This window comes from Microlunatus spumicola, assembly GCF_039536445.1.
Taxonomy (GTDB): Bacteria; Actinomycetota; Actinomycetes; order Propionibacteriales; family Propionibacteriaceae; genus Microlunatus; species Microlunatus spumicola.
This window is the reverse complement of the sequence record NZ_BAAAYR010000004.1, coordinates 297,361-320,747: the sequence shown is the minus strand read 5'-3', so window position 1 is coordinate 320,747 and position 23,387 is coordinate 297,361. Positions and strand designations below refer to the sequence as shown.

At 73.3% G+C, this 23,387-nt stretch carries 19 protein-coding genes and 1 pseudogene; 11 read left to right on the top strand and 9 right to left on the bottom strand.

What is annotated here, in order from left to right; genetic code table 11:
* Positions 1-44: 44 nt before the first annotated feature.
* Positions 45-686 (bottom strand): fasciclin domain-containing protein, encoded by a 642-nt coding sequence (locus ABD665_RS14655; protein ID WP_204913374.1) that lies wholly within the window; start codon positions 684-686, stop codon positions 45-47.
* Positions 687-818: 132 nt separating this feature from the next.
* Here ABD665_RS14655 and ABD665_RS14650 point away from each other — a divergent pair, with 132 nt between their 5' ends.
* Positions 819-1,286, top strand: coding sequence for a hypothetical protein (locus ABD665_RS14650; RefSeq protein WP_204913373.1), 468 nt, complete (start codon positions 819-821; stop codon positions 1,284-1,286).
* On the opposite strand, the gene ABD665_RS14645 is transcribed toward ABD665_RS14650, so the two are convergent.
* The 6 genes and pseudogenes from ABD665_RS14645 to ABD665_RS14625 form a co-directional block, all read right to left on the bottom strand.
* Entirely contained in the window at positions 1,232-2,539 is a 1,308-nt protein-coding gene (locus ABD665_RS14645) for an L-lactate MFS transporter (RefSeq protein ID WP_204913372.1), read from the bottom strand. The genes ABD665_RS14650 and ABD665_RS14645 overlap by 55 nt on opposite strands.
* A complete protein-coding gene (gene nrfD, locus ABD665_RS14640) occupies positions 2,539-3,843 on the bottom strand; it encodes an NrfD/PsrC family molybdoenzyme membrane anchor subunit (protein ID WP_204913371.1) in 1,305 nt (434 codons plus the stop codon). The genes ABD665_RS14645 and nrfD overlap by 1 nt, the downstream gene beginning before the upstream one ends.
* Positions 3,840-5,051, bottom strand: a complete 1,212-nt coding sequence (locus tag ABD665_RS14635; RefSeq protein ID WP_204913370.1) for a 4Fe-4S dicluster domain-containing protein — start codon at positions 5,049-5,051, stop codon at positions 3,840-3,842. Before ABD665_RS14635 ends, nrfD begins: the two co-directional genes overlap by 4 nt.
* A pseudogene (gene fdh, locus ABD665_RS14630) lies at positions 5,048-7,858 on the bottom strand (formate dehydrogenase); the annotation flags it as partial. The pseudogene fdh and the gene ABD665_RS14635, both read right to left, overlap by 4 nt.
* A 12-nt stretch (positions 7,859-7,870) precedes the next feature.
* Positions 7,871-8,440: a molybdopterin-binding domain-containing protein gene (locus tag ABD665_RS21715; protein ID WP_204913369.1), complete on the bottom strand. Its 570-nt coding sequence runs from the start codon at positions 8,438-8,440 to the stop codon at positions 7,871-7,873.
* Between the two features lie 104 nt (positions 8,441-8,544).
* Positions 8,545-9,225 (bottom strand): FCD domain-containing protein, encoded by a 681-nt coding sequence (locus tag ABD665_RS14625; protein ID WP_204913368.1) that lies wholly within the window; start codon positions 9,223-9,225, stop codon positions 8,545-8,547.
* A gap of 85 nt (positions 9,226-9,310) precedes the next feature.
* On the opposite strand from ABD665_RS14625, the gene ABD665_RS14620 reads away from it, so the two are divergent.
* The 3 genes from ABD665_RS14620 to ABD665_RS14610 all read left to right on the top strand — a co-directional run bounded on the left by ABD665_RS14620 (position 9,311) and on the right by ABD665_RS14610 (position 13,039).
* Positions 9,311-10,849 (top strand): aldehyde dehydrogenase family protein, encoded by a 1,539-nt coding sequence (locus ABD665_RS14620; RefSeq protein ID WP_204913367.1) that lies wholly within the window; start codon positions 9,311-9,313, stop codon positions 10,847-10,849.
* On the top strand, positions 10,849-11,556 hold the full coding sequence (locus ABD665_RS14615; protein ID WP_204913366.1) for an enoyl-CoA hydratase-related protein: 708 nt from the start codon (positions 10,849-10,851) through the stop codon (positions 11,554-11,556). Before ABD665_RS14620 ends, ABD665_RS14615 begins: the two co-directional genes overlap by 1 nt.
* Positions 11,557-11,638: 82 nt before the next feature.
* Positions 11,639-13,039, top strand: coding sequence for an MFS transporter (locus tag ABD665_RS14610; RefSeq protein ID WP_204913365.1), 1,401 nt, complete (start codon positions 11,639-11,641; stop codon positions 13,037-13,039).
* A gap of 31 nt (positions 13,040-13,070) precedes the next feature.
* On the opposite strand, the gene ABD665_RS14605 is transcribed toward ABD665_RS14610, so the two are convergent.
* The gene (locus ABD665_RS14605; protein ID WP_204913364.1) at positions 13,071-13,331 is read right to left on the bottom strand and encodes a hypothetical protein; all 261 of its coding nucleotides are present in this window, start codon (positions 13,329-13,331) and stop codon (positions 13,071-13,073) included.
* Between the two features lie 175 nt (positions 13,332-13,506).
* Here ABD665_RS14605 and ABD665_RS14600 point away from each other — a divergent pair, with 175 nt between their 5' ends.
* The 5 genes from ABD665_RS14600 to ABD665_RS14580 all read left to right on the top strand — a co-directional run bounded on the left by ABD665_RS14600 (position 13,507) and on the right by ABD665_RS14580 (position 19,581).
* Positions 13,507-14,580, top strand: coding sequence for a permease (locus ABD665_RS14600; RefSeq protein WP_204913363.1), 1,074 nt, complete (start codon positions 13,507-13,509; stop codon positions 14,578-14,580).
* Positions 14,581-14,601: 21 nt separating this feature from the next.
* Complete coding sequence (locus ABD665_RS14595; protein WP_204913362.1) at positions 14,602-14,892, top strand: CBU_0592 family membrane protein; 291 nt, start codon at positions 14,602-14,604, stop codon at positions 14,890-14,892.
* An 11-nt stretch (positions 14,893-14,903) separates the two neighbouring features.
* Entirely contained in the window at positions 14,904-16,412 is a 1,509-nt protein-coding gene (locus tag ABD665_RS14590) for a chorismate-binding protein (protein WP_204913361.1), read from the top strand.
* Entirely contained in the window at positions 16,409-17,035 is a 627-nt protein-coding gene (locus ABD665_RS14585; RefSeq protein WP_204913360.1) for a glutamine amidotransferase-related protein, read from the top strand. The genes ABD665_RS14590 and ABD665_RS14585 overlap by 4 nt, the downstream gene beginning before the upstream one ends.
* A 134-nt stretch (positions 17,036-17,169) precedes the next feature.
* The gene (locus ABD665_RS14580; protein WP_344742584.1) at positions 17,170-19,581 is read left to right on the top strand and encodes a DEAD/DEAH box helicase; all 2,412 of its coding nucleotides are present in this window, start codon (positions 17,170-17,172) and stop codon (positions 19,579-19,581) included.
* 66 nt (positions 19,582-19,647) lie between these two features.
* On the opposite strand, the gene ABD665_RS14575 is transcribed toward ABD665_RS14580, so the two are convergent.
* Positions 19,648-21,909, bottom strand: coding sequence for a molybdopterin cofactor-binding domain-containing protein (locus tag ABD665_RS14575; protein ID WP_204913359.1), 2,262 nt, complete (start codon positions 21,907-21,909; stop codon positions 19,648-19,650).
* A 105-nt stretch (positions 21,910-22,014) separates the two neighbouring features.
* Here ABD665_RS14575 and ABD665_RS14570 point away from each other — a divergent pair, with 105 nt between their 5' ends.
* Both ABD665_RS14570 and ABD665_RS14565 read left to right on the top strand, forming a co-directional pair.
* Positions 22,015-22,854, top strand: coding sequence for an FAD binding domain-containing protein (locus ABD665_RS14570; protein WP_204913358.1), 840 nt, complete (start codon positions 22,015-22,017; stop codon positions 22,852-22,854).
* A complete protein-coding gene (locus tag ABD665_RS14565; RefSeq protein ID WP_204913357.1) occupies positions 22,851-23,345 on the top strand; it encodes a 2Fe-2S iron-sulfur cluster-binding protein in 495 nt (164 codons plus the stop codon). Before ABD665_RS14570 ends, ABD665_RS14565 begins: the two co-directional genes overlap by 4 nt.
* Positions 23,346-23,387 lie beyond the last annotated feature (42 nt).

Below are 23,387 nucleotides of genomic sequence, written 5' to 3'. Positions count from 1 at the left end.
GTGGGGGTGCGGCCGTCCGCGTCAGCGGTCGAGCGGGTCGAGCGTCAGGGCAGGTCCACCGGGCGCAGGACCCGGTCGATCCCGTGGGCGATCTGCAGGTTGCCCTTGTTGAGGTCCCGACGCACGATCCGCGGGTTGCGGTTGTCGGTGTCGAGGTCCACGAGCGAGACCTTGTGCCCGCGGAGGACGTTCACCCGGACGGTCGCCCCGTCGAGGGCCGTGGTCAGCACCAGGTCGTCGCTGTGCCGGGCCTGCTTGTAGGTGATCGTGGCCCCGGGGACGACGTGGTAGAGCAGGACGGCCTCGACGGTGTCGATGCCCAGCCCCGCGACCGCCGTGAACACGCCCTTCTCGGTCCTGATGTGCTTCCCGGTGACGCTCTCGGCCAGACGCTGGAACGCGCGGTCGGTCGGCAGGAAGGCGGTGAGCGGGGTCGTGCCGTCCGCGAGGACCCCGACGGGGCTGTTCGGCTTGGCCTTCAGCACGGCCGCGACCGCGTTGTCGGTGATGTCGAAGTCGTTCCAGTTGTGGTCGAAGCCCGACCCGTCCTTGGCCAGCAGCGCGGCGAGGCTCCTGGTCCCGGGGTGGTGGCCGGTCTTGCCGTGAGCGCTGGCGGGCATCGACAGCCCGACGAGCATGGTCAGGGCCGCGACGACGATCGCGACCACCCTGTTCCGAGCACGCATGCAGATCTCCCTTGATCCGGTAGTGGTGCAGGGGATTCCTGAGGGTCGGATCCGCCGGATGCGCGGTTCTTTAAGCCCTTCCTCAGCCGAAAGGGCACCGGGCCGGAGCCGGTCCGGGGCGAGGATCAGGGGATGTCCCGCAACGTGTCCCCGATCGACGGCGACGTCTACCGGCGTCCACCGCTGCCCCGCGGAGAACGGCTGCTGCTCGGCGTCCCGAGCCTGCTGCTCGGCGTCCTGCCGACGTTCGCGCCGCAGGCGACCGCCCGGGCGCTCGGGCTCGCCGGCGTCGTCCCCGCGTACGCGGTCCGGGCCGCCGGGGTGCGGGAGCTGGTCGTCGCGGCGGCGTTCCTGCGCGGGCGCTCGACCGGCTGGCTCTGGGGCTTCGTCGGGCAGGACGCGCTTGACCTGCCCGTGCTGGTCTGGTTGCTCACGACAGGAAGGGGGGAGGGGTCGCGGTTGCGTCGAGCCCTGGCGGGCTACGTGGCGATGGCGGCCGTGGACGTGTCCACGGCCGCCATCCAGGACCTGGTGCCCCGACGCCGTCAGCGGCGCGCGGCCGCGCCCTTGGTGCCCAGCGAACCCTCGTCCGCGCTCTGACGCGTCCGAGGGATGCGCGTGATGATCGGCAGGATGATCGCGACCAGCGCGATGATGCCGATCACCGTGTACGCGGCGGTGTAGTCCTTGTCCCCGCCGATCAGCTTGGCCGCGATCAGCGGGCCGACGACGCCGCCGAGGCTCCACCCGATGAGCATCAGGCCGTAGATGCCGCCCGCGTTCTTGACCCCGAAGAAGTCGCCCGCCGTGGCCGGCATGGTGCCGAAGGCGCCGCCGTAGCAGAGGTAGACCAGCGCGGCCAGGACGAAGAACAGGGCCGCGTTGTGCACGTGCGGGATCAGCAGGATGCAGACGCCCTCGATCGCCAGGATCAGGATGAACGTGACCATGCGCCCGAGCCGCCCGGAGACGGCGGCCCAGAAGATCCGGCCGGCCCCGTTGAACAGCCCGAGGAAGCCGACGGCGGCGGCAGCAGCGGCGGCGGTGTAGCCGGAGATGTCGGAGAAGCTGGCGGCGGCCTGGGAGATGAAGGCGATGCCCGCGAGCACCGCGAGGGTGAGGATCGCGGTGAGGCTGTACCACTGCCAGGTCTTGAGGGCCTCGCCCTGCGTGTAGTCGCGGCCGCTGTCCACGACCTTGCCGGAGGTGGCGGGCTCGTAGCCCGGCACCGTGTAGCCCTCGGGCGGGTTGCGGAAGAAGAACGCGCCGGCCACGGCAGCGATCAGGTAGGCGATGCCCAGCGGCAGGAAGGCCGACGTCGGCACGTCCGGGTTGTTCCGGATCAGGGCCTGCGCGATCGGGGCGGTGACGACCGCACCGAAGCCGAACCCGCCGACCGCGAGCCCGGTGATCAGGCCGCGACGGTCCGGGAACCACTTCTGGAGCATGGCGATCGGCACGATGTACGCCAGGCCCAGACCGAAGCCGGCCAGGACGCCGTAGCCGATGACCAGGAGCGGCAGCTGGTCGCCGTTGCGCGCGAACGACGCGACGATCACGCCGACGCCGTAGATCGCGGCGCCGATCATCGCCACGGTCTTCGGGCCGCGGCGGTCCTGGATGCGCCCGCCCAGGTAGGTGCCGATGAAGATCATGCCGATGGCGACCTCAAAGGGCAGGGTCGCCTCGGGCTTGGTCAGCTTGAACGCCTCGGCCTTCTGCAGCGCCGAGCTGAAGACGCTCCAGGCGTAGACGGCGCCGAGGGAGAGCTGCATCAGCAGCGCGGCGACGACCAGCCCCCACCTACCCCGGGTCGGGTTGGCGGTGCTCGCCGTCGTGCTGGCGGTGCTCATCAGTTCTCCTGCGGGTGGGGCGTGTGGTCGACCGTGGGGTCGGTGGTCTGGCTGTCGTCCGCCGGTGGGCCGGGGCGGACGCTCGTCGGGGCGGCGCCGGTCGGGACGCCGGCCGCCTCGGCGGCGCGGCGCGCGTCCAGGCGCTCGCGCTGCGGGACGACGGTGTACTTGGGGTCGCGGGCCGACTCCTGGCCGGCCTCGAAGACGCCGAAGCGGGTGCAGACGGAACCCGCGACCAGCGCGAGGCCGCTGGCGACCGCGTACGCACGGTGGCGCCGGCCGAGCAGCAGCGCACCGGCTCCGCCGACGGCGGTCAGGATCTTGCTGGCCCGCATCAGACGGCCGGGGGTGCCCTCGTGCAGGGCGCCGGCGGTGAAGCCCATGGACTTCTCCATCTGGTGCTCGACGACGAGCTCGACGGTGGCCCCGATGACGGCCAGGAGCCGGGCCGGCCCCGTCTCCACGAGCGGCGAGGTCACCATCGCCAGCCCGCCGGACGCGGCCGCGGCCGAGCCGACGAAGACGAAGGGCAGCTCGCGGTGCGCCTCGTGCCAGGCCGGCGTGGAGGTGTCGGTGAGCAGGACCGCCGTGTACGACGCCACGGCCGGCGCGAGCAGCGCGGCCTCGAGGCCACCGGGCCTTGCGGCCCAGTCGAGCAGGCTGGTGAGGAACCGGAGCCGCGCCGGGAGAAACTTCTCGACGTCCAGCAGCCGGGCGACCTCCGCAGCCCCGGCCACGACCGAGCCGGGGGCGTACGCGGTGAGGATCCAGGTGCCCATCGACATCGGCGACGTCGGCTTGAAGACCCGCAGCATGTTGTAGAACCGCTCGGGCCGACCGAGGTCGTGGACGAGGGCGAGCCCGCTGGCGCTGAGCGCGAGGACGGCGGTGATGCGGGCGTTGCGGCGCAGGTGCGGCCGGCCGCTGAGGTCCGCGCCCGCCGCCAGCAGGGAGGAACCCCCGGCCAGCCCGCCGGCGAAGAGGTAGAAGGGGATGTCCGCCTCCCACGGCGTCGCCTTGACGACCTGGCGCCCGTAGTAGGTGGTGAAGGTGGCGTCCGGGACCATCAGCTCCTCGGCGCGGCCCTTCCGGCGCCGCCCGCCGCCCTTGCCCTTGCCGCGCCCTCCGCCGCCGGTGCGACGGGCGGTCGCGGTCGCGCTGGCCTGCCCCTCGGTCCCGGGGACCGCGCGGATCCCCTCGTCGCGGAGCCTGGGCCCGTCCTCGTGCGTGGGGTTGGCCGCCTGGCCGGTCTTCTGCTGACCGATCTGGTTGTCCACGTCCCGGTCGGAGCTCCCGGGCGTCACCGCCGGCCCCCGACGAAGGCGGCCGTCACCGCGGCGGCGAAGCCGAGGGCGGCGAAGCCCGCGTTCTTCCACATCCGCGGCAGGTCGGCCGTGGTCACGATCGGGTCGGGCGGGAAGCCGTAGACCTCGGGCTCGTCCAGCAGCAGGAAGAACGCGCCCGCGCCGCCGACGCCGCCGTCCGGGTCCTCGGCGTAGAGCTGCGCGCCGGCGACACCCGCGGCCTGCAGGTCCGCGAGCCGCAGGTTGGCCCGCTCCCGCAGCTCGTCGACGTCACCGAACTGGATCGACTGGGTCGGGCAGGCCTGCGCGCAGGCCGGGGTCAGGCCCTCGCCGAGACGGTCGTAGCAGAGGGTGCACTTCTGGGCGATGCCGTGGTTCTTGTTGGCGATCGCGTCCTTGGGCTGGTTCTTGTCGCCGATCCGGCGGTCGATCACGCCGAAGGGGCAGCCGGCCACGCAGTAGCCGCAGCCGTTGCAGACGTCGTCCTGCACGACGACCGTGCCGAACTCCGTGCGGAACAGCGCGCCCGTCGGGCAGACGTCGAGGCAGCCTGCGTTCGTGCAGTGCTTGCAGACGTTGGAGGCCATCAGCCAACGGAACTCGGTCCGCTCGCCCGCGTCGGGGGAGGCGCTCGGCAGGTCGAAGGCAGGCATGCCGAGGTCGACGAGCGCCTTGTCCTGCTGCTTCGCCACCGGCTCGGGCTTGAGCGAGCCGAACAGGTCGATCCCGCTGTGGTCCGGGCCCGTGACCGGTCCGGGGATGGTGTCGAAGGCGCCGGCGGTGCCGAAGGACGAGGCCGTCACCCCGAACGAGCCGGCGCCGGTGTCGGGCAGCTGCACGCCCGCGCTGACGGCGGTCTCCGGAACCCCGATCGTCACGCCCGTGGTCTGGCCGCCGAGCGGCTTGCGCTGCTCGATGAACTCCACGTGGCGCCACGTGCTCGCGCCCAGGGCGCCGGTGTTGTCGTACGAGCTCCCGAGCAGCTCGAAGATGCCGTCCTGCGGCACCCCGTTCCACTCCTTGCACGCCACCTCGCAGGCCTTGCAGCCGATGCAGATCGAGGTGTCGGTGAAGAAGCCCTTGCGCGGCGGAGGCTCCTCGCCCCAGCCGGCCCGGACGGCCGGACCGCCGGGCTCCACCGAGGTGAAGGCCTGGTCGGGTCCCCGACGAGGGTCGAGCCGTCGTCCGAGCGCTTCTCTGAGGCTCATCGCGCTCCTTCGTCCGGGTTGCCGGCCTCGCCGTCGTGGCTGCTGTGGGTCTGGTTGCGGTCGTGCCGACCGTCCGGGCCCTCCGGCGGCGTCCGCTGCAGGTTGCCCGTCGCCGTCGTGATCCCGGCCCGGGCCCGGTGCTCCGCCACGTAGTCCAGCAGGGCCGGCCCGCGCGGGCGCCGTCCGGGCTGGATGTCGCAGGAGGACACCTTGGTCTCCTGGATGTGCACGTTCGGGTCGAGCGTCACCCCGAAGAGGTCGTTGGCCGAGTCGCCGGTGATCAGCGCCTCGTTGCCGACGCCCCAGTGGTAGGGCAGCCCGATCTGGTGCACGGTCCGGCCCGCGATCCGCAGCGGCGTGACCCGTTCGGTCACCAGCACCCGGGCCTCGATCGCGGTCCGCGCGCTGATGATCGTCGCCCAGCCGTTGTTCTCGAGCCCGCGCTCGCGCGCCAGCTCGGGCGAGATCTCGCAGAAGAACTCCGGCTGGAGCTCGGACAGGTAGGGCTGGAAGCGGCTCATCCCGCCCGCCGTGTGGTGCTCGGTCAGCCGGTACGTGGTGAACACGTACGGGTACAGCTCGGCCCCCGGCTCGTCGCCCGACGGGTTCTGCAGGTTGTCCTCGCGCGGGAAGACCTCGCGGGTCGGGTTCGCCTGCTGGCGGTACATCGGGTTGCTGACGGGCGACTCCGCCGGCTCGTAGTGCGTCGGCATGGGCCCGTCCAGCAGCCCGGCCGGTGCGTAGAGCCAGCCCTTCCCGTCCGCCTGCATGATGAACGGGTCGTCACCGGCGAGGCCGTCAGGACCCGCGGCGCCCTGCGGCGGCCGGTAGGACGGCGCCTTGCCGACCTCGAAGTCGGGCACGTCGTGACCCACCCACTTCTTGGCCTCCTCGTCCCACCAGACCAGGGCCTTGCGCTCGCTCCACGGCTTGCCGTCGGGGTCGGCCGCGGCGCGGTTGTAGAGGGTGCGCCGGTTCATCGGCCACGCCCAGCCCCACTCCGGCGCCACCCAGGACTGCTCGCGCCCGGGCTTGCGGCGCATGGCCTGGTTGACGTCGTCCGCGTACACGCCGGTGTAGATCCAGCAGCCGCCCGAGGTGGAGCCGTCCGGCTTCATCTCGTTGAACGTGTTCAGCGGCTGCCCGGCCTTGTCCCCGGTGAGGAAGAAGCCGTTGATCTCCTTGAGCACCGCGTCGGCGGAGATCTCCCCGGACTCGTCGAGGGGGTAGTCCCACGTCAGGTCCAGGATCGGCCGGTCCCGCTCGTCGGTCGAGCCCGCCAGCCGCTCGCGGACCTTCTTGCCGAGCAGGTAGAAGAACTCGAGCTCGCTCTGCGCGTCGCCCGGCGGCTCGACCGCCTTGTGGTGCCACTGCAGCATCCGCTGGGTCTGGGTGAACGTGCCGCCCTTCTCCACGTGCGAGGCCGCCGGGAAGAAGAACACCTCGGTGTCGATCTCGTCGGTCTTGAGCTCGCCCGTCTCGATCTCCGGGGCGTCGGACCAGAAGGTCGCCGACTCGATGAGGTTGAGGTCGCGGACCACCAGCCACTTGAGGTGGGCGAGCCCGAGGCGCTGCATCTTGCCGTGCGCCGAGCCGACCGCCGGGTTCTGCCCGAGCAGGAAGTAGCCGTCGATCTCGTCGCGCAGCATCGACATCACGGTCGCGTACGTGCCGTGGTCGCCGGTGAGCCTGGGCAGGTAGGAGAACGCGAAGTCGTTCTCCTCGGTCGCCGCGTCGCCCCACCACGCCTTGAGCAGGCTGACGGCGTAGCTCTTCGCGTTGACCCAGAAACCCTTCTGGTCCGGGCTCGCGATCTCCGCGACGTACTCGTCCAGCGAGTCGTGCGGTCCCACCTTCGGCATGGGCAGGTAGCCCGGCAGCAGGTTGAACAGCGTCGGGATGTCGGTCGAGCCCTGGATGCTGGCGTGCCCGCGCAGCGCGAGGATCCCGCCGCCCGGGCGGCCCATGTTGCCCAGCAGCAGCTGGACGATCGCCGACGTGCGGATCATCTGCACGCCGACGGTGTGGTGCGTCCAGCCGACCGAGTAGACCCAGCAGGTCGTCCGGTCGCGGCCGCTGTTCGCGGTCACGGCCTCGCAGACCTCGAGCAGCTGCTCGGCGGAGATGCCGCAGGTCTCCTGGACCATCTCCGGGGTGTAGCGGGCGAAGTGCCGCTTGAGCACCTGGAACACGGTCCGCGGGTGCTGCAGCGTCTCGTCGCGCTTGACCTCGGCGTGGTCGAGCGAGGCGCCGTGACCCCCGAGCTCGTGGCCCGCGCCGCGGTCGCTCTCGGACTCCTCGCTCTCGTCGCCCGCCCCCTCGGCCCCGGAACCCGGGTTCGAGGCGGGACCGCCGCCGGCCGAGTGCTCGCCGACGCCCTCGTACGACCAGCTGGCCGTGTCGTAGGTGCCGGTCTCGGGGTCGTAGCCGGAGAACACGCCGTCGAGGTCGTCGACGTCGCGGAAGTCCTCGCTGACCAGGGTCGCCGCGTTGGTGTACGCGACGACGTAGTCGTGGAAGTACTTGTCGTTGCTCAGGATGTAGTTGATCACCGCACCCAGGAACACGATGTCGCTGCCCGCCCGGATCGGGACGTGCGTGTCCGCCACCGCCGAGGTCCGGGTGAAGCGCGGGTCGATGTGGATGACCTTGGCGCCGCGCGCCTTGGCCTCCATCACCCACTGGAACCCCACCGGATGGCACTCGGCCATGTTGGAGCCCTCGATGACGATGCAGTCAGCCTGCTGGAGGTCCTGCAGGAAGTTGGTGGCGCCACCACGGCCGAACGAGGCTCCCAGACTGGGAACCGTGGCGCTGTGTCAAATACGGGCCTGGTTCTCGATCTGGATGGCGCCCATCGCGGTGAAGAGCTTCTTGATCAGGTAGTTCTCTTCGTTGTCCAGCGTCGCCCCGCCGAGGGCCGCGATGCCCATCGTGCGCCGGAGCGGCCGGCCCTCCTCGTCCTTGTCCTGCCACCAGCGGGCGCGGGACTCGACGACGCGGTCGGCGATCATGTCGGTGGCCTGCTCGACCCCGATGCGCTCCCAGCGGTCGCTCTTCGGGCGCCGGTAGAGCATCGTCGTGGCGCGGCCCGGGGAGTTGACCAGCTGCTCGCTGTTCGCCCCCTTCGGGCACAGGCGGCCACGGGAGACGGGGGAGTCGGGGTCGCCCTCGATCTGGGTGACGTGACCGTCCTTGACGAACACGCGCTGCCCGCAGCCGACGGCGCAGTACGGGCAGATGCTCTGCACGACCTTGTCGGCGGTGGCGGTGCGCGGGGTGATCGCCCGGGTCCTCGGGGACTGCACGGCCGAACCACGACCGAGCGGGTCGCCCCCGGTGATCTGGCGCAGCACCGGCCAGTCCAGGAACGTCTTCTTGATGTCCATGATCGCCTCCTGCCGCTGACCCTAGCCCGACGCTCCGACAGGAACCGGTGCGGTGCCGGGCGGCGCGCCCGGGCGGGCCCCGGGTGGGCCCCGGGCGAGGCGCCTCAGGCCTCGGACGCCGGCAGGTTGGCGAGCAGGTAGTCGAGGATGAAGCGGTGCGAGCTGGTCAGGTGCGCCAGCGTGAGGTCGGCGACCTCGTTGGCGTCGCCGCGGCGCACGGCGTCGAGGATCGCCCGGTGCTCGACGTGCAGGTGCTCGACGTGGCCGATCACCGCGAGGTGCAGGTGCAGGTAGCGGTCGGTCAGGCGGCGCAGCTGGTCGACGGTCTTGACCATCATCGGCCGCCCGGCCTGGTGGTAGACGGTCGCGTGGAACCGGGCGTTGTCGGCGATCCAGGCCCGGGCGTCGGTGCAGGCCTCCATCTGCTCGGCGAGGCGTGTCATCTGCAGCACCTCGGCCAGCCCGACGTTCGGCACGGCCAGCCGCGTCGCGACGGGCTCGAGCGCCTCGCGCATCTCGTACAGCTCCTGCAGCTCGGCGACCGAGATGCCGCGCACGACGGCGTACGTGCCGCCGAGCTCGACCAGGCCCTCGGCCGCCAGGACCTGGAGCGCGTCGCGCACCGGGATGCGGCTGACCCCGTGCTCCGCCGCCAGCTGCGACTGCGAGAGGCGGGAGCCGGCGGCGATCCCCCCGGTCAGCACGCGGTCGCGCACGGCGTTGGCGACACGGGTCGCGGCACCGAGCGGGGTCTCGGCGGCGAGCGCGCGCGCGGCGGGGGTCATGCACCCATTGTCACGCGACGGGTTGCGTACGACCACCGCCTACCCGTATACAGGGGCAACGTTCTGTAGACAGAGGAGGACATCGATGTCCGTGATCGAGCGCACTGCCGACGTCGTCGAGCTGCCCATCGGCAGCCTGCGCACCGGCCTGCGGATCGGCGGTGAGGTGCTTCCCGGAGGCGCCGCGCCGATCCCCGTCACCAACCCCAGCACCGGCGAGGTCTTCGCCGAGGTCGCCGGCGCCGACGAGGCGGACATCGACCGGGCGGTCCGCGTCGCGGACGCGACCTTCCGCAGCGGGGTCTGGCGCGACCTGCCCATCCAGGAGCGGGCCCAGGTCCTCAACCGTTTCGCCGACGGCATGGCCGCGCGGATGGAGGACCTCTACCGGATCGAGACCATGAACAACGGTCGTCCGATCACGGAGACGAAGGCCCAGATCACCCGGCTGCCCGAGTGGTACCGCTACAACGCGGCGCTGCTCCTCGCCGACCGCGACGCCGTGGTGCCGATGCGCGGCGACTACCACTCGTACACGAGCCGCTTCCCGCTCGGCGTCGTCGGGATCCTGTCGTCCTTCAACCACCCGATGATGATCACGTCGAAGAGCCTCGCGCCCGCGCTGGCGACCGGCAACAGCGTGGTCCTCAAGCCCTCCGAGCAGACCCCGCTCACCGCGCTGCTGCTCAGCGACATCGCGGCCGAGGCCGGGATCCCCGACGGGGTCTTCAACGTCGTGCCGGGCCTCGGTCCGACCGCCGGCGCCGCGCTGACCAGGCACCGGCTCGTGCGCAAGGTCGTCTTCACCGGCGGGACGGGGCCGGGTCGCGAGATCGCCCACGCCGCCGCCGACCGGTTCGCCAAGGCGACGCTCGAGCTGGGTGGCAAGTCGCCCGTGCTGGTCTTCGACGACACCCCGGTGGACGTGGCCGCGCGCGGCGCGGCGTTCGGCGGGTTCATCGGCGCCGGACAGACCTGCATCGCCGGCAGCCGGCTGATCGTCCAGCGCACGATCTACGACGACTTCGTGGCCGAGCTGGCCCGCGTCGCCGACAGCCTGCGGATGGGCGACCCGAGCCTGGCGGAGACGCAGCTCGGTCCCGTGATCAGCGAACGGGCCCGCCGCCGGATCCTCGACTACGTCGACGGCGGCGTCGCCGAGGGCGCCCGGCTCGTGGCCGGTGGTCGCGCGGGCGAGGTCGAGGGCCTGGAGGGCGGCTACTTCGTCCAGCCGACCGTGCTCGCGGACGTCACGAACGACATGGGAGTCGCCCGGCAGGAGGTGTTCGGCCCGGTCGTGGTCGTCATCCCCTTCGACGACGAGGAGGAGGCGATCCGCATCGCCAACGACTCCGAGTTCGGCCTCGGCTCCTCGGTCTGGACCCGCGACGTCGCCCGGGCGCACCGGGTGGCGCAGCAGCTCGAGATGGGCATGGTGTGGGTCAACGACCACCACCGTCTGGACCCGTCGTCGCCGTGGGGTGGCCTGCGCGACAGCGGCATCGGCCGGGAGGGCGGCTGGGAGTCGTTCCACGACTTCACCCACGTCCGGGCGATCAGCGTCCGGACCGCGCCCGACGACGTCGACTGGTACGGCGGCGTGGCGACGGACCGGCTGAACTGATGCCGGGCCTGCGCGCCACCACGGACGACCGTGGTGTCCTCACCGTCGAGCTGGACCGCCCGAGCGGGTTGCTGACGATCCCGGACTGCCGCGAGCTGGTCGCCACCCTGCTCGCCCCGCCCAGCGGGACCCGTGCGCTTCGCCTGCGGGGCAACGGCGACGTCTTCTGCCTCGGTCGGGAGCGCGCCGGGACCACGCCCGGCGAGCTGCGCGAGGAGAGCGAGGTGCTCGTCGGGGTGCACCGCGCGCTCGACCGCACCCCGCTCCTCACGGTCGCCGAGGTCGGCGGGGACGCGGCCGGGTTCGGCGTCGGGCTGGTGGCCTCGTGCGACCTGTCGGTCGCCGCGTCCACGGCGTCGTTCTCCTTCCCGGAGGCCGGGATCGGGCTGGCCCCGGCCCTCGTGCTCGCCTGGCTCCCGGCCGTGGTGGGGGAGCGCGAGGCCTTCTGGCTGACCGCGTCCGGCCTGCCGTTCGACGCCACCCGCGCCCGTGAGCTCGGCCTGCTCAACGCCGTGGTCGCTGCCGGCGAGCTGGCCGCCGAGGCGGACGGCCGGATCGACGCCGTGCTGCGGCACGGCACCCGGGTGCACTCCGAGATCCGCTCGATGGTGCGCGCCGGGCGCGCCCTCACGCGCGACCAGGCGTTCGACCTCAGCGTCGACCGGCTCGTCGTCGGCTCGCTGCGCCGCGGCGAGCAGCCCGCCTGACCCGCACCACCCCGCACGCCCCGCGCGACCCGCACGACCCCGCTCCTCCACGACCGCCCGTTCGACGACGAAAGGGACCTCCATGAGCTCCATCGCACCCTCTGCCTCCGCCGGTCCGGGCTGGCGGCACGAGATCACCCGCGCTCAGTGGACGGTGCTGGCCGCCACCACCCTCGGCTGGGCGCTCGACGGCCTCGACTCCAGCCTCTTCACCCTGGTGGTCGGCCAGACCACCGGCGAGCTGCTGCCGGGCCTGGCCCCCGCGTCGCTGTCCTTCTGGACCGGGCTGGCCGTCACGATCTACCTGACCGGCTGGGCGCTCGGCGCCGTGGTCTTCGGCGCGCTCGCCGACTACATCGGCCGCGTCCGGGTGCTGATGATCGGCGTCCTGGCCTACTCGATCTTCACCGGCCTGGCCGCCTTCGCGCCGAACTACGGCAGCTTCGTCACGCTCCGCTTCCTCGCCGGCCTCGGTTCGGGCGTCGAGCTGCCGATCGGGGCCGCCCTGGTCGCGGAGGCGTGGAACAACCGCTTCCGCGCCAAGGCCACCGGGATCATGATGTCGGGGCTGGCCATCGGCTTCTTCCTGGCCACGCTCGTCTACCGCTTCGTCGGCCCGTACGGCTGGCGCCCGGTGATGCTGGTCGGGGTGGTGCCGGCGCTGCTCGTCCTCTTCATCCGGCGCCACGTCGAGGAGCCCGAGTCGATGGCGGTCGTCCGCGAGCGCCGGGCCGAGCGCCGTCTCGCCCGGACCGCCGGGGCCGAGCGCACCAGCGCGGACCGCTTCGTGCTGGTCCAGCTGTTCACGCGGCCGCTGCTGCGTCGGACGGTCCTGTGCACCCTGATCGCCGCCGGTGCCCTGTTCGCGTTCTGGAGCGTCACCACCTGGACCCCGGCGGTCATCCGCGGCGTCGTCGCGAAGGACGGGATCACCGGCACGGCCGCGGTCCCGTACGTCTCCAACGCCATGGCCATGCTCTACCTCGGGGGTGTGGTCGGGTACGCCGTGTGGGGCTTCATCGCCGACGCGATCGGGCGCAAGCGGGCGTACGCGGTGAGCCTCGTGCTCGCGGTGCTCGGCGTGGGGCTGCTCTACCCGCTGGCCGACTCCTACACCGCCTACCTCATCGGGCTGCCCGTGGTCGGCTTCGGGGTCTACAGCCTGTTCTCGGGCAACTCCGTCTACTTCCCGGAGCTCTTCGGACCCGCCGTGCGGGCGAGCGCGATCGCCGTCACCAACAGCATCGGTCGCCTCGCCACGGCCGCCGGGCCGCTGCTGGCCGGGATCATCGCGGCGCAGTGGTTCGGCGGCAGCCTCGCGCTGGCGATCGCGTCGGTGTCGGGGCTCGTCCTCCTCGCCGTGATCGGGCTGGCGATGCTGCCCGAGACGCACGGCAGCATGGCGCTCGCCGACGACCAGCTGGTCACGACGGACGCGACGGCACCGGTACCGGCGACCGTCCCGGCACGTCGCACCACCTGAGGCTGCTCGACCGGCTCCCGGTCCGGCTCCGTCACACGACGGTCAGCCGGATCGGGAGCACGGTCATCGGGGTCGGGGCGTCCGGTTCGGCGAGGGTCGCGACCAGCACGTAGCTCCCCGCCCGGTGCGCGCGGACCCGCAGCCGGCCGTCCTCGGCGCCCGCCGCCTCGACCTCGTCCGGGAGCTCGAGCGTCCACGCGTACGCGGTCTCCCCGTCGTCGCCGAGGGGCAGGGTGACGGGCTCGCCCGCACGGCCCTGGACCTCGACCTCGTGCCGGGGCTCCTGCGTCATCGTCGTCCGCCTCTCCTGGCCCGTCCCACGGCCGCGGGCGTCGTGCGACCTCCGCGCCCCGCTCCGCAGCCGACGACATCCTCCTGCGCCGGGCGGCGCCGGTGCGCGCCGACCCCGCGAGGTCCGCAGGTCGGGCTCCCCGAGCGCTCGTGGGGCCACGCGGCACACTCGCGGCGTGTCGACCTCGATCAGCACCCCTGCTCCGGTCTCGCGCCGCACCACCTTCGTCGCCGTGGCGGTCGTCGTCGTGGTCGCCGCCGTCGGCCTGAGCTGGGCGAAGTGGCTGCCCTACGCGCAGCGGGCCGGGGCGGTGGCGGCGTCCGGCTCGTGGAAGGGCTCCTCGATCCTGACCACCGGGGCGGGGGAGAACCCCTTCGCCCGCGCCTGGGACTTCACCCTCGCGTACGGCGGCGCCGTCTGGAAGGCGCTGCTCGTCGCCCTCGTGGTCGCCACGGTGGTCGACGTGCTCGTGCCCCGGCGCTGGCTGGTCCGCGCGCTCGGACGCCGCACGCCCCTGGGCGGCTCGCTCGCCGGGGGCCTCGCCTCGCTGCCCGGGATGATGTGCACCTGCTGCACCGCCCCGATCGCGGTGACGATGCGCCGGGCCGGCGTCCCGCTGCCCGCGGCCCTCGCCTTCTGGCTCGGCAACCCGGTGCTCAACCCCGCCGTCCTTGTCTTCCTCGCGCTGCTCGCACCGCCGTCCTGGGTCGCCGTGCGGCTCGGGGTCGGGATCCTGCTGGTGCTGGGCTTCTCCGCCCTCGTCGGCGTGGTCGTGGCCCGGCGGGGTGCCCGCACGGGTGACGTGCCCGCCGCTCGGGACGCCGTGGAGACGGCCGACGAGCCGGTCCGGTGGGGCGAGGTCCCGCGTCGGCTGCTGGCCCGTTTCGGGCGGCTCGCCGTCGTCCTCGTGCCCGAGTACCTCGTGGTCGTCTTCGTCGTCGGGCTGGTCGGTGCCCCGCTGGGCGCGCTCCTGGGCCACGGCGGCGCGCTGGCCGTGCTGCTGGCCGCGCTCGTGGCGACGTTCCTCGTGCTGCCCACCGCCGGCGAGATCCCGATCCTGCTCGGCCTCGCCGCCGCGGGCGCGAGCGCCGGCGTGCTCGGCGCCCTGCTGATCGCCCTGCCCGCCGTCAGCCTGCCGTCGGCGATCATGGTCGGCCGCGCCCTCGGCTGGCGCGCCACCGCCGCGACCACGGGTGCCACGGTCGTCGCCGGACTGGTCGCGGGTGGCATCCTCAGCGCTGTTGGCTGAGCACCGATCCCCGGAGGCCCCGTGACCCTGCCCGACCTCGTCGGCCTCCTCGGCGTCGCCGCGTACCTGACCGCGTACGCCCTGCTCCAGCTCAACCGGCTCGGCAGCCACGACCCGCGCTACCTGGTGCTGAACGCGGCCGGCTCGGCGCTGATCCTCGTGTCGCTCTTCTACGACTTCAACCTGCCCTCCTTCGTCACCCAGACCGCCTGGCTGGTGTTCACCGCGGTCGGCTTCGTGCGCAGCCGCCGCGCTCGCACCGGGTCGGGGGCGGGCACGGACAGCCCGGCGGGCCCGGCGGCCCACGGGTAGGGTCGTGCGTCGTGCCGACCACCTCTGCCACGGCCGCTGGCGCCAGGATCGCGGTCGACCTGCGGACGGTGCCGGTCGACGTCTCCGACCCGCTCGCCGCGTACGTCGCCCTGCGCGACCTCGTCGGTGACGACCGGGTCTTCCTGCTCGAGTCGCTGGCCGGGCCCGTCGCGGACACGCGCGCCTCGCTGGCCGGGGTGACGGGGCTGCTCGAGGTGCAGGTGCACCGGGCCCGGGTCACCTTCACCGGCGTCCCCGACCTCGTCGAGGCGGCCGCGGCCGCGCTCCAGCAGGCGGGCGTCACCGAACCCGAGGGCGAGGGTCACCGCCTCACCAGCGACGAGGGCCTCTTCGACCTGCCCCGCGTGCTGGACGCGGTGTTCGACGTCGAGCGCGACCCCACCCGCTTCGGCTTCGGGCTGCTGGTCTTCCACGGCTACGACGCGGTCCGCTACATCGAGCGCCTGCCCCGGCTCATCGACGACCCCGTCGACCCCGCGCCGGACGCCGTCTTCGCGCTGGTCCGCGCGCTGGTCGAGATCGACCTCACCGAGCAGACCGGGCGCCTCACGGTCGCGTCCGCCCCGGGCTGGCCCGAGCTGCGGCTCGACGCGGTCGTCGCGGCCCTCGAGACGCTGCCGACGCCGCTGCCCGAGCCGACCGCGCCCGCGCCGCTGTCCGTCAGCGACGACACGACCCACGACGAGTTCGTCGCCCACGCCGAGCAGGCGCTCGAGCACATCCGGGTCGGTGACATCTACCAGGTGCAGGTCGGCCACGCGATCACCGTGCGGACGGCCGTGGACGAGCTCACCGTCTACCGGCGCATGCGGCAGCGGAACCCGAGCCCGTACATGAGCCTGCTGCCGATCGCCGGCCGCGTGGTCGTCGGCGCGAGCCCGGAGCTCTTCCTGCGCCTCGAGGGCCGCACCGCGACCATGCGCCCCATCGCCGGGACCGCCCGGCGCAGCGGTGACGCCGCCCGCGACGAGCTCGCCGTCGAACGCCTGCTGTCCGACCCCAAGGAGCGCGCCGAGCACGTCATGCTCGTCGACCTCTGCCGCAACGACATGGGCCGGGTCTCGGTCGCCGGCTCCGTGTCGGTCGACGACTTCATGGTCATCGAGGCCTACAGCCACCTCTTCCACATCGTCTCGTCCGTCAGCTCGACGGTCCGCGACGAGCACGACGTCTACGACCTCATCCGCGCGGGCTTCCCGGCGGGCACGATGACCGGGGCGCCCAAGGTGCGCGCGATGGAGATCATCGAGGAGCTCGAGACGAGCCGCCGCGGCCTCTACGCCGGATCATTCGGGTTGATCGGCTTCGGTGGCTGGACCATCCTGGGGCTGGCCATCCGGATGACCGTCCGCACGGGCTCGGGCGACGACCGGGCGTACGTGCTGCGGGCCTCGGCGGGCGTGGTGGCCGACTCGACGCCGGACGGCGAGTGGGCCGAGACCCTGACCAAGATGGGCGCCGCCTACTGGGCGGTCACCGGAGAGGAGCTCCAGGCATGAAGGTCGTCCTGATCGACGCCTACGACAGCTTCGTCTACATCATCGAGCAGTACCTCGCCGAGCTCGGCGCCGAGCCGGTCGTGATCCGCTCCGACCCCGGCAACACCGACCGCGTGCGGGACCTCGCGCCGGACGTGCTGGTGCTCGGGCCCGGCCCGGGCCACCCGCTGGACTCCGGTCACGTGGAGCTCGTGCAGGAGTTCGCGGGGGAGGTCCCGCTGCTCGGCGTGTGCCTCGGGCACCAGGCCATCGGCTGCGCGTACGGGGCGACCGTCTCCCCGGCGGCGCACATCATGCACGGCAAGACCAGCACGATCGACCACGACGGGCGCGGCATGTTCCGCGACGCGTCGCCCGACCAGGTCGTGACGCGCTACCACTCGCTCGTCGTCGAGGACGCCACGCTGCCCGCCGAGCTCGAGGTGAGCGCCCGCTCCCGCGACGACGGCTACATCATGGCCATGCGGCACCGCGAGCTGCCCGTCGAGTCGGTGCAGTTCCACCCCGAGTCGATCACCACGCAGGCCGGGATCGGCCTGTTCCGCTCGTTCCTCGAGACCTACGTCGCCGCTCGTACCGGCGAGGAGCCGCTCCGGCCGCGCGACCACTCGCGCGCACCCTGAGCACCTCGACGGCCGGGGGCACGCTCGCCGACCTCGTCCCCGCCGACGCCGATCCCGACGCGGTCTACGAGGCGTTCACGGGCTGGGTCGCCTCGCGCGGCCTGACCCCGTACGCCCACCAGAGCGACGCGCTCATCGAGCTCGTCTCCGGCGCGAACGTCATCCTGTCGACCCCGACCGGTTCCGGGAAGTCGCTCGTGGCGACCGGGGCGGAGTTCGCGACGCTGGCCCGCGGCGGGCGCACCTTCTACACCGCGCCGATCAAGGCGCTGGTGAGCGAGAAGTTCTTCGACGCGGTCGCGACGTTCGGCCACGAGCGGGTCGGGATGATGACCGGCGACGCGAGCGTCAACCCGGGGGCGCCGATCATCTGCTGCACCGCGGAGATCCTCGCCAACCTCGCGCTGCGCCAGGGCGCCGACGCCGACGTGGCGTGCGTGGTGATGGACGAGTTCCACTACTACGGCGACGTCGACCGCGGGTGGGCCTGGCAGGTGCCGCTGATCGAGCTGCCGCACGCGCAGTTCCTGCTGATGTCGGCCACGCTCGGCGACGTCAGCCGCTTCGAGGCCGAGCTCACGCGCCGGACGGGGCGCTCGACCGCGACGATCTCCTCGGTCGAGCGACCGGTCCCGCTGCTGCACCGCTACGTGACGACCACGCTCCACGAGACGGTCGAGGAGCTGCTCGAGACCCACGACGCGCCGATCTACGTCGTGCACGCGAGCCGGGCGGCTGCGGTCGAGCAGGCCCAGTCGCTCACCAGCCTCAAGATCAGCAGCCGCGAGGAGAAGGACGCGATCGCGGCGCTGATCGGCGACTTCCGCTTCAGCGCGGGGTTCGGGAAGGTGGTGTCGCGCCTGGTCCGGCAGGGGATCGGGGTGCACCACGCGGGGATGCTGCCCAAGTACCGCCGGCTCGTCGAGAAGCTCGCGCAGGCCGGGCTGCTCAAGGTCATCTGCGGCACGGACACCCTCGGCGTCGGGATCAACGTGCCCATCCGCACGGTGCTCATCGCCTCGCTGAGCAAGTACGACGGGAGCCGTGCGCGGCTGCTCACGGCGCGGGAGTTCCACCAGGTCGCCGGCCGAGCGGGTCGGGCCGGCTTCGACACCAGCGGTCAGGTCGTCGTCCAGGCGCCCGACCACGTCGTCGCCAACGAGAAGGCGCTGGCCAAGGCCGGCGACGACCCGAAGAAGCGCCGCAAGGTCGTCCGCAAGCAGCCGCCGGCGGGGACGGTCGGCTACGGCCTGCCGACCTTCGAGCGGCTCGTCTCCGCGCCCCCGGAACCCCTGTCCTCGCACTTCAAGGTCACGCACGCGATGCTGCTCGACGTCATCGCGCGGCCGGGCGACTGCTGGACCGGCATGCGGCACCTGCTCACCGACAACGACGACCCGCCGTCGGCCCGGCGCGGGCACGTCGCCCGCAGCCTCTCGATCTACCGCGGGCTGCTGGAGTCCGGGGTCGTCGAACGCCTCCCGGAACCCGACGAGGAGGGCCGCACCGCCCGCCTCACCGTCGACCTGCAGCGCGACTTCGCCCTGAACCAGCCGCTGTCGCCCTTCGCGCTCGCCGCCCTCGACCTGCTCGACGTGCAGTCGGAGACGTACGCGCTCGACGTCGTGTCGGTCATCGAGTCGACGCTCGAGGACCCGCGGCCGATCCTGATGGCCCAGCGGAACCGGGCCCGCCGCGAGGCCGTGGACCAGATGAAGGCCGAGGGCATCGAGTACGAGGAGCGCGTCGTCCTCGTCGAGGACGTGACCTGGCCCCAGCCGCTCGGCGAGCTGCTCGAGGTGGCCTTCACCGCGTACGCGTCGAGCCACCCGTGGGTGCTCGACGAGAAGGTGTCGCCCAAGTCGGTGGTGCGCGAGCTGTTCGCCGAGGCGATGACCTTCTCCGAGTTCGTGGCCCGCTACGAGCTGGCCCGCTCCGAGGGGCTGGTGCTGCGCTACCTGTCCGACGCCTACAAGGCGCTGCGGCAGACGGTTCCGGAGGACGCCCGGAGCGAGGCGCTGACCGACCTGATCGTGTGGCTCGGCGAGCTGGTCCGCCAGGTCGACTCGAGCCTGCTCGAGGAGTGGGAGCGGCTGTCCCACCCGGAGGCGGTCGCGGACGCGGTCGCGACGGGTTCGCTGGACGCCCCGCCGCCGCCCGTCACGGCGAACGTGCGGGCGTTCCGGGTGCTGGTGCGCAACGCGCTGTTCCGTCGGGTGGAGCTGGCGGCCCGGCGGCAGTACTGGCCGCTCGGCGAGCTGGACGGCGACGACGGCTGGGACGCGGACGCCTGGGTCGCGGCGCTGGAGCCGTACTTCGCCGAGCACGGCTCGATCCTCACCGGCGCCGACGCGCGCGGGCCCGCCATGTTCGGGGTGCAGGAGGAGCCGGGCCGCTGGCGCGTGCGCCAGATCATCGACGACCCCGAGGGCGACCACGACTGGGGCATCAGCGCCGACGTCGACCTGGCCGCCAGCGACGAGGCCGGCGAGGCCGTCGTGCACGTCACCGCCGTGAACCGGCTGCAGGGGTTCGCGCGGTCCTGACCGAGCTCGTCCGCGCGCGACGACGAGATCCGACATGTCGATGACGTGCGGAGGTGTTGTCCACGCTCAGCGCGGTTGGGTCGCCGCCGTCGAGGGGTCAGGTCTCGTCCTCTGCGCCAGCGCCCACACCTTGTCCGGGGTCGCCGGCAGCTGCAGCTCGTCGCCGTGGACGAGGCCGAGGGCGTCCGCGACCGCGTTGAGCACCGCGGGCGGGACGCCGATGCAGCCCGCCTCGCCCGCGCCCTTGGCGCCGAAGGGCTGGTTCGGGTTCGGCGTCTCGGTCTCCTCCAGCACGAGCTCGGGCACCTCCGCCGCCGTCGGGATCAGGTAGTCCAGCAGCGTCCGCCGCGTCGGTACCCCGTCGGCCGGGTAGCCGGCGTCCTCGTACAGCGCCTGCCCGAGCCCCATCACGATCGAGCCGTAGGTCTGCCCCTGCACGACCATCGGGTTCACGACGACGCCGTAGTCGTCCACGGCGACGAGGCGGCGCACCTCGACCAGACCCGTGCTCGGGTCCACCTCGACGGCGGCGCCGTAGCAGCCGAAGGGGAAGGCCTGCGGTGGCGTGAACACGTCCTCCGCGCGGAGCGGCCCGGTCCGCGCGGCGACCTCGCCGAGCGACACCAGGCCGTTCCTGACGCGGAGGATCCCGTCGGCGTACGCGACCGCGGCGACGTCGACGCCCTCGGCGGCGGCGAGCCGTTCGCGGGCGAGCCGGACCAGCGCCTCGGCGGCCCGCCACAGGGCGCCGCCGCCGACCTGCATCGAGCGGCTGCCGAAGGTTCCGTGACCCTCGCGGACCTCGCGCGTGTCCCGGGCCACGAGCCGGACCCGGTCGTGGGCGACGCCCAGCGCCTCCGCCACGACCTGCGGGAAGACCGTCTCGTGCGCCTGGCCCGTCGAGGTGGAGCCGGTCCACGCGGTCACCGTGCCGTCGGGGACGACCTCGACCGCGCCCCACTCGGGGCTGTGCGCGGCCGCCCCGGACCGTTCGACGTAGCAGGCGAGGCCGAGGCCCAGCCAGCGCTCCCCGGAACGTCCCCGCGCCGCCTGCTCCGCGCGCAGGTCGTCGTAGCCCAGCCGGTCGAGCATCAGGTCGAACGCGGCCCGGTAGGCGCCGCTGTCGTACTCCGCGCCGGTGGGCGTGGTGTGCGGGAAGGCGTCGGGCGGCAGGAAGTTCCGGCGCCGCAGCTCGGCCGGGTCGAGCCCGAGCCGACGGGCGAGCGCGTCCATCGTCCGCTCGTGCTGGTAGGCCGCCTCCGGTCGCCCGGCCCCCCGGAACGCCGCCGTCGGCGCGGTCGTGGTCGTGACCGTCCGCACCCGCACGTGCGCGCGGTCGAGGGCGTACGGGCCGCAGGCGGTGAGTGCGGACATCAGCGGGACCATCGCGCCCTGGGCCGGGTAGCCGCCGATGTCGGCGACGACGTCGAGGTCGAGCGCGAGGAGCCTGCCGTCGCGGTCCGCGGCGAGCCGGACGTGCTGGTCCTGGCCGCGACCGCGCGGCGCGCAGAGCAGCGCCTCCCGCCGGTCCTCGACCCAGCGGACCGGGCGGCGCAGCGCGAGGGCCGCGGCGGCGACGACGAGGTACTCCGACCACGTCCCGCTCTTGGCGCCGAACGCCCCGCCCGTGTCGGGGACGACGACCCGGACGAGCCGGGGCTCGAGGTCGAACGCCTCCGCCAGCGCGTCGCGCAGCAGGTGCTGGCCCTGGTGGCTCACCCACACCGTGATCCCTCCGTCGTCGTCGGGCCGGACGAGGATCGCCCGCGCCTCCATCGACGTGTGCAGCACGAGCTCCTGGCGGTAGCGGGCCTCGACCACGACGGGCGCGGCAGCCAGTACGTCGTCGACGGGGTCGCCGACCTCGCGCTCGGTGACGAGGTTCCCGGAGTCCCACAACTGTGGAGCGCCCTCCGCCAGCGCCTCGCGCGGGTCGACCACGGGAGCGCGCGGCTCGAGGTCCACCCGGACGGCGTCGCAGCCGTCCTCCGCCGCGTAGCGGTCCTCCGCCACGACGGCGGCCAGCGACTGCCCCACGAACCGCACCCGGTCGGTCGCGAGGGGCGCCCACGGCCGGTCCTTGGAACCGTCCCCGACCGGCGGCACGAGGGGCAGACCGAGCTCGTGTGCGGCCCAGGCCCCGACGACCCCCGGCACCGTCCGGGCCGCCGTGACGTCGACCCCGCGGACGACGGCGTGCGGGACCTCGCTGCGAACGAGGGCGAGCTCCAGCGTCCCGGGCACCCGGAGGTCCGCGACCGTGGTCGCGGTGCCGCGCAGCAGCCGGTCGTCCTCGCGCCGCAGCAGCGCGCGCCCGAGCTGGCTCATGCGTCGACCTCCTGGTCGGGGTGGGCGGCCTCGTCCGGGGTACACAGGGCCTGTGACCTGCATATCCCAGGAGAGCCTGGCTCACGCCGGCCGGGGCGCCCGGTCGTGAAACCCGCCTCGTTCGCGTACGCGGCCCCCACCTCGCTCGACGAGGCCCTCGACGCGCTCGCCGAGGACGGCGCGGTGGTGCTGGCCGGCGGCCAGAGCCTCGTGCTCGAGCTCGTCTACCGCGACCAGCGGCCGCGGCTGGTCGTCGACGTCAACCGCGTGCCCGGCCTCGACCACCTGCGCGAGGACGACGACGGGCTCGCCCTCGGGGCGCTGGTCCGGCACGCCGCCCTCGAGCGGGGCGGGGACGGCTTGGTGCGCCGGCTGCTCGCCGAGGTGGCCCCGTACGTCGCCCACCCGCCGATCCGGGCCCGCGGGACCTTCTGCGGCTCGCTTGCCTGGGGTCACCCGGCGGCCGAGTGGAACGCGGTCGCCCTCGCGCTCGACGCCCGGGTGCACCTGCGCAGCGCCACCGGTCGCCGCACCGTGGCGGGCGCCGACTGGTTCCGGGGCGACCGCCGCACGGCCCGCCAGGACGGCGAGCTGGTCGAGGAGGTCGTCCTGCCCCGCCTGCCGAGCGGTGCGACCACGGGTTTCGCCGAGCACCGCCGTACGCACGCGAGCTTCGCCGAGGTGGCCGTCGTCGCCGTCGTCGTGCTCGAGGACGAGCGGGTGCGGGAGGTGCGGCTCAGCGCCGCCGGGCTGGCCGACCGCCCGCTCCGGCTCACGGCCGTCGAGGACCTCTTGGTCGGGACGGGGGCAGCGGAGGTCGCGGACCGGGCGCGTGCGGAGACGCCGGCCCACCTGGACCGCGCCGGGCACCACGCCGCCCTGGCCGCCGAGCTCGCCGGGCGGGCGCTCGAGCGGGCGCTCCGGCCGGAGGTGGTGGCGGCATGAGGATCCGGCTGACGGTCGACGGGACCGCGCACGACCTGGACGTCGAGCCGCGCCGGCTGCTCGTGGACGTGCTGCGTGACGACCTCGGGCTGACCGGCACCACGGTCGCGTGCGGGCACGGGGTCTGCGGCTCCTGCACCGTGCTGGTCGACGGGGTCGCGCAGCGCTCCTGCCTCGCGCTCGCGGTGCAGGCCGACGGCTGCAGCGTCCGGACCGTCGAGGGCCTCGCTCTCGCGGACGGCACGCTGCACCCGGTGCAGCAGGCCTTCCACGAGAACCACGCGCTGCAATGCGGCTTCTGCACACCCGGCTTCGTGATGCTGCTGGCCGGCGCCCTCGAGGCCGAGCCCGATCTCGACGCCGACGAGGAGACACTGACCTCGCTGCTTGCGTCGAACCTGTGCCGCTGCACGGGCTACGTCGGCATCCGGGCGGCGGCGCACCAGGCCGCGCAGGTGCTCCGGGAGCGCGCTGCGTCACCCGAGGGGTGAGCGCCGGGCGACCGTGGCCCGGTCGGACCGGGTGGCACGATG

Bases quoted from the DNA above. Each gene is read 5' to 3' on its own strand.
- ABD665_RS14620 (WP_204913367.1), top strand. From the start codon at position 9,311: ATGTCCGTGATCGAGCGCACTGCCGACGTCGTCGAGCTGCCCATCGGC.
- ABD665_RS14650 (WP_204913373.1), top strand. From the start codon at position 819: ATGTCCCGCAACGTGTCCCCGATCGACGGCGACGTCTACCGGCGTCCA.
- ABD665_RS14605 (WP_204913364.1), bottom strand. From the start codon at position 13,331: ATGACGCAGGAGCCCCGGCACGAGGTCGAGGTCCAGGGCCGTGCGGGC.
- ABD665_RS21715 (WP_204913369.1), bottom strand. From the start codon at position 8,440: ATGGACATCAAGAAGACGTTCCTGGACTGGCCGGTGCTGCGCCAGATC.
- ABD665_RS14575 (WP_204913359.1), bottom strand. From the start codon at position 21,909: ATGAGCCAGCTCGGGCGCGCGCTGCTGCGGCGCGAGGACGACCGGCTG.
- ABD665_RS14635 (WP_204913370.1), bottom strand. From the start codon at position 5,051: ATGAGCCTCAGAGAAGCGCTCGGACGACGGCTCGACCCTCGTCGGGGA.
- ABD665_RS14610 (WP_204913365.1), top strand. From the start codon at position 11,639: ATGAGCTCCATCGCACCCTCTGCCTCCGCCGGTCCGGGCTGGCGGCAC.
- ABD665_RS14655 (WP_204913374.1), bottom strand. From the start codon at position 686: ATGCGTGCTCGGAACAGGGTGGTCGCGATCGTCGTCGCGGCCCTGACC.
- ABD665_RS14585 (WP_204913360.1), top strand. From the start codon at position 16,409: ATGAAGGTCGTCCTGATCGACGCCTACGACAGCTTCGTCTACATCATC.
- ABD665_RS14565 (WP_204913357.1), top strand. From the start codon at position 22,851: ATGAGGATCCGGCTGACGGTCGACGGGACCGCGCACGACCTGGACGTC.
- ABD665_RS14645 (WP_204913372.1), bottom strand. From the start codon at position 2,539: ATGAGCACCGCCAGCACGACGGCGAGCACCGCCAACCCGACCCGGGGT.
- ABD665_RS14615 (WP_204913366.1), top strand. From the start codon at position 10,849: ATGCCGGGCCTGCGCGCCACCACGGACGACCGTGGTGTCCTCACCGTC.
- ABD665_RS14625 (WP_204913368.1), bottom strand. From the start codon at position 9,225: ATGACCCCCGCCGCGCGCGCGCTCGCCGCCGAGACCCCGCTCGGTGCC.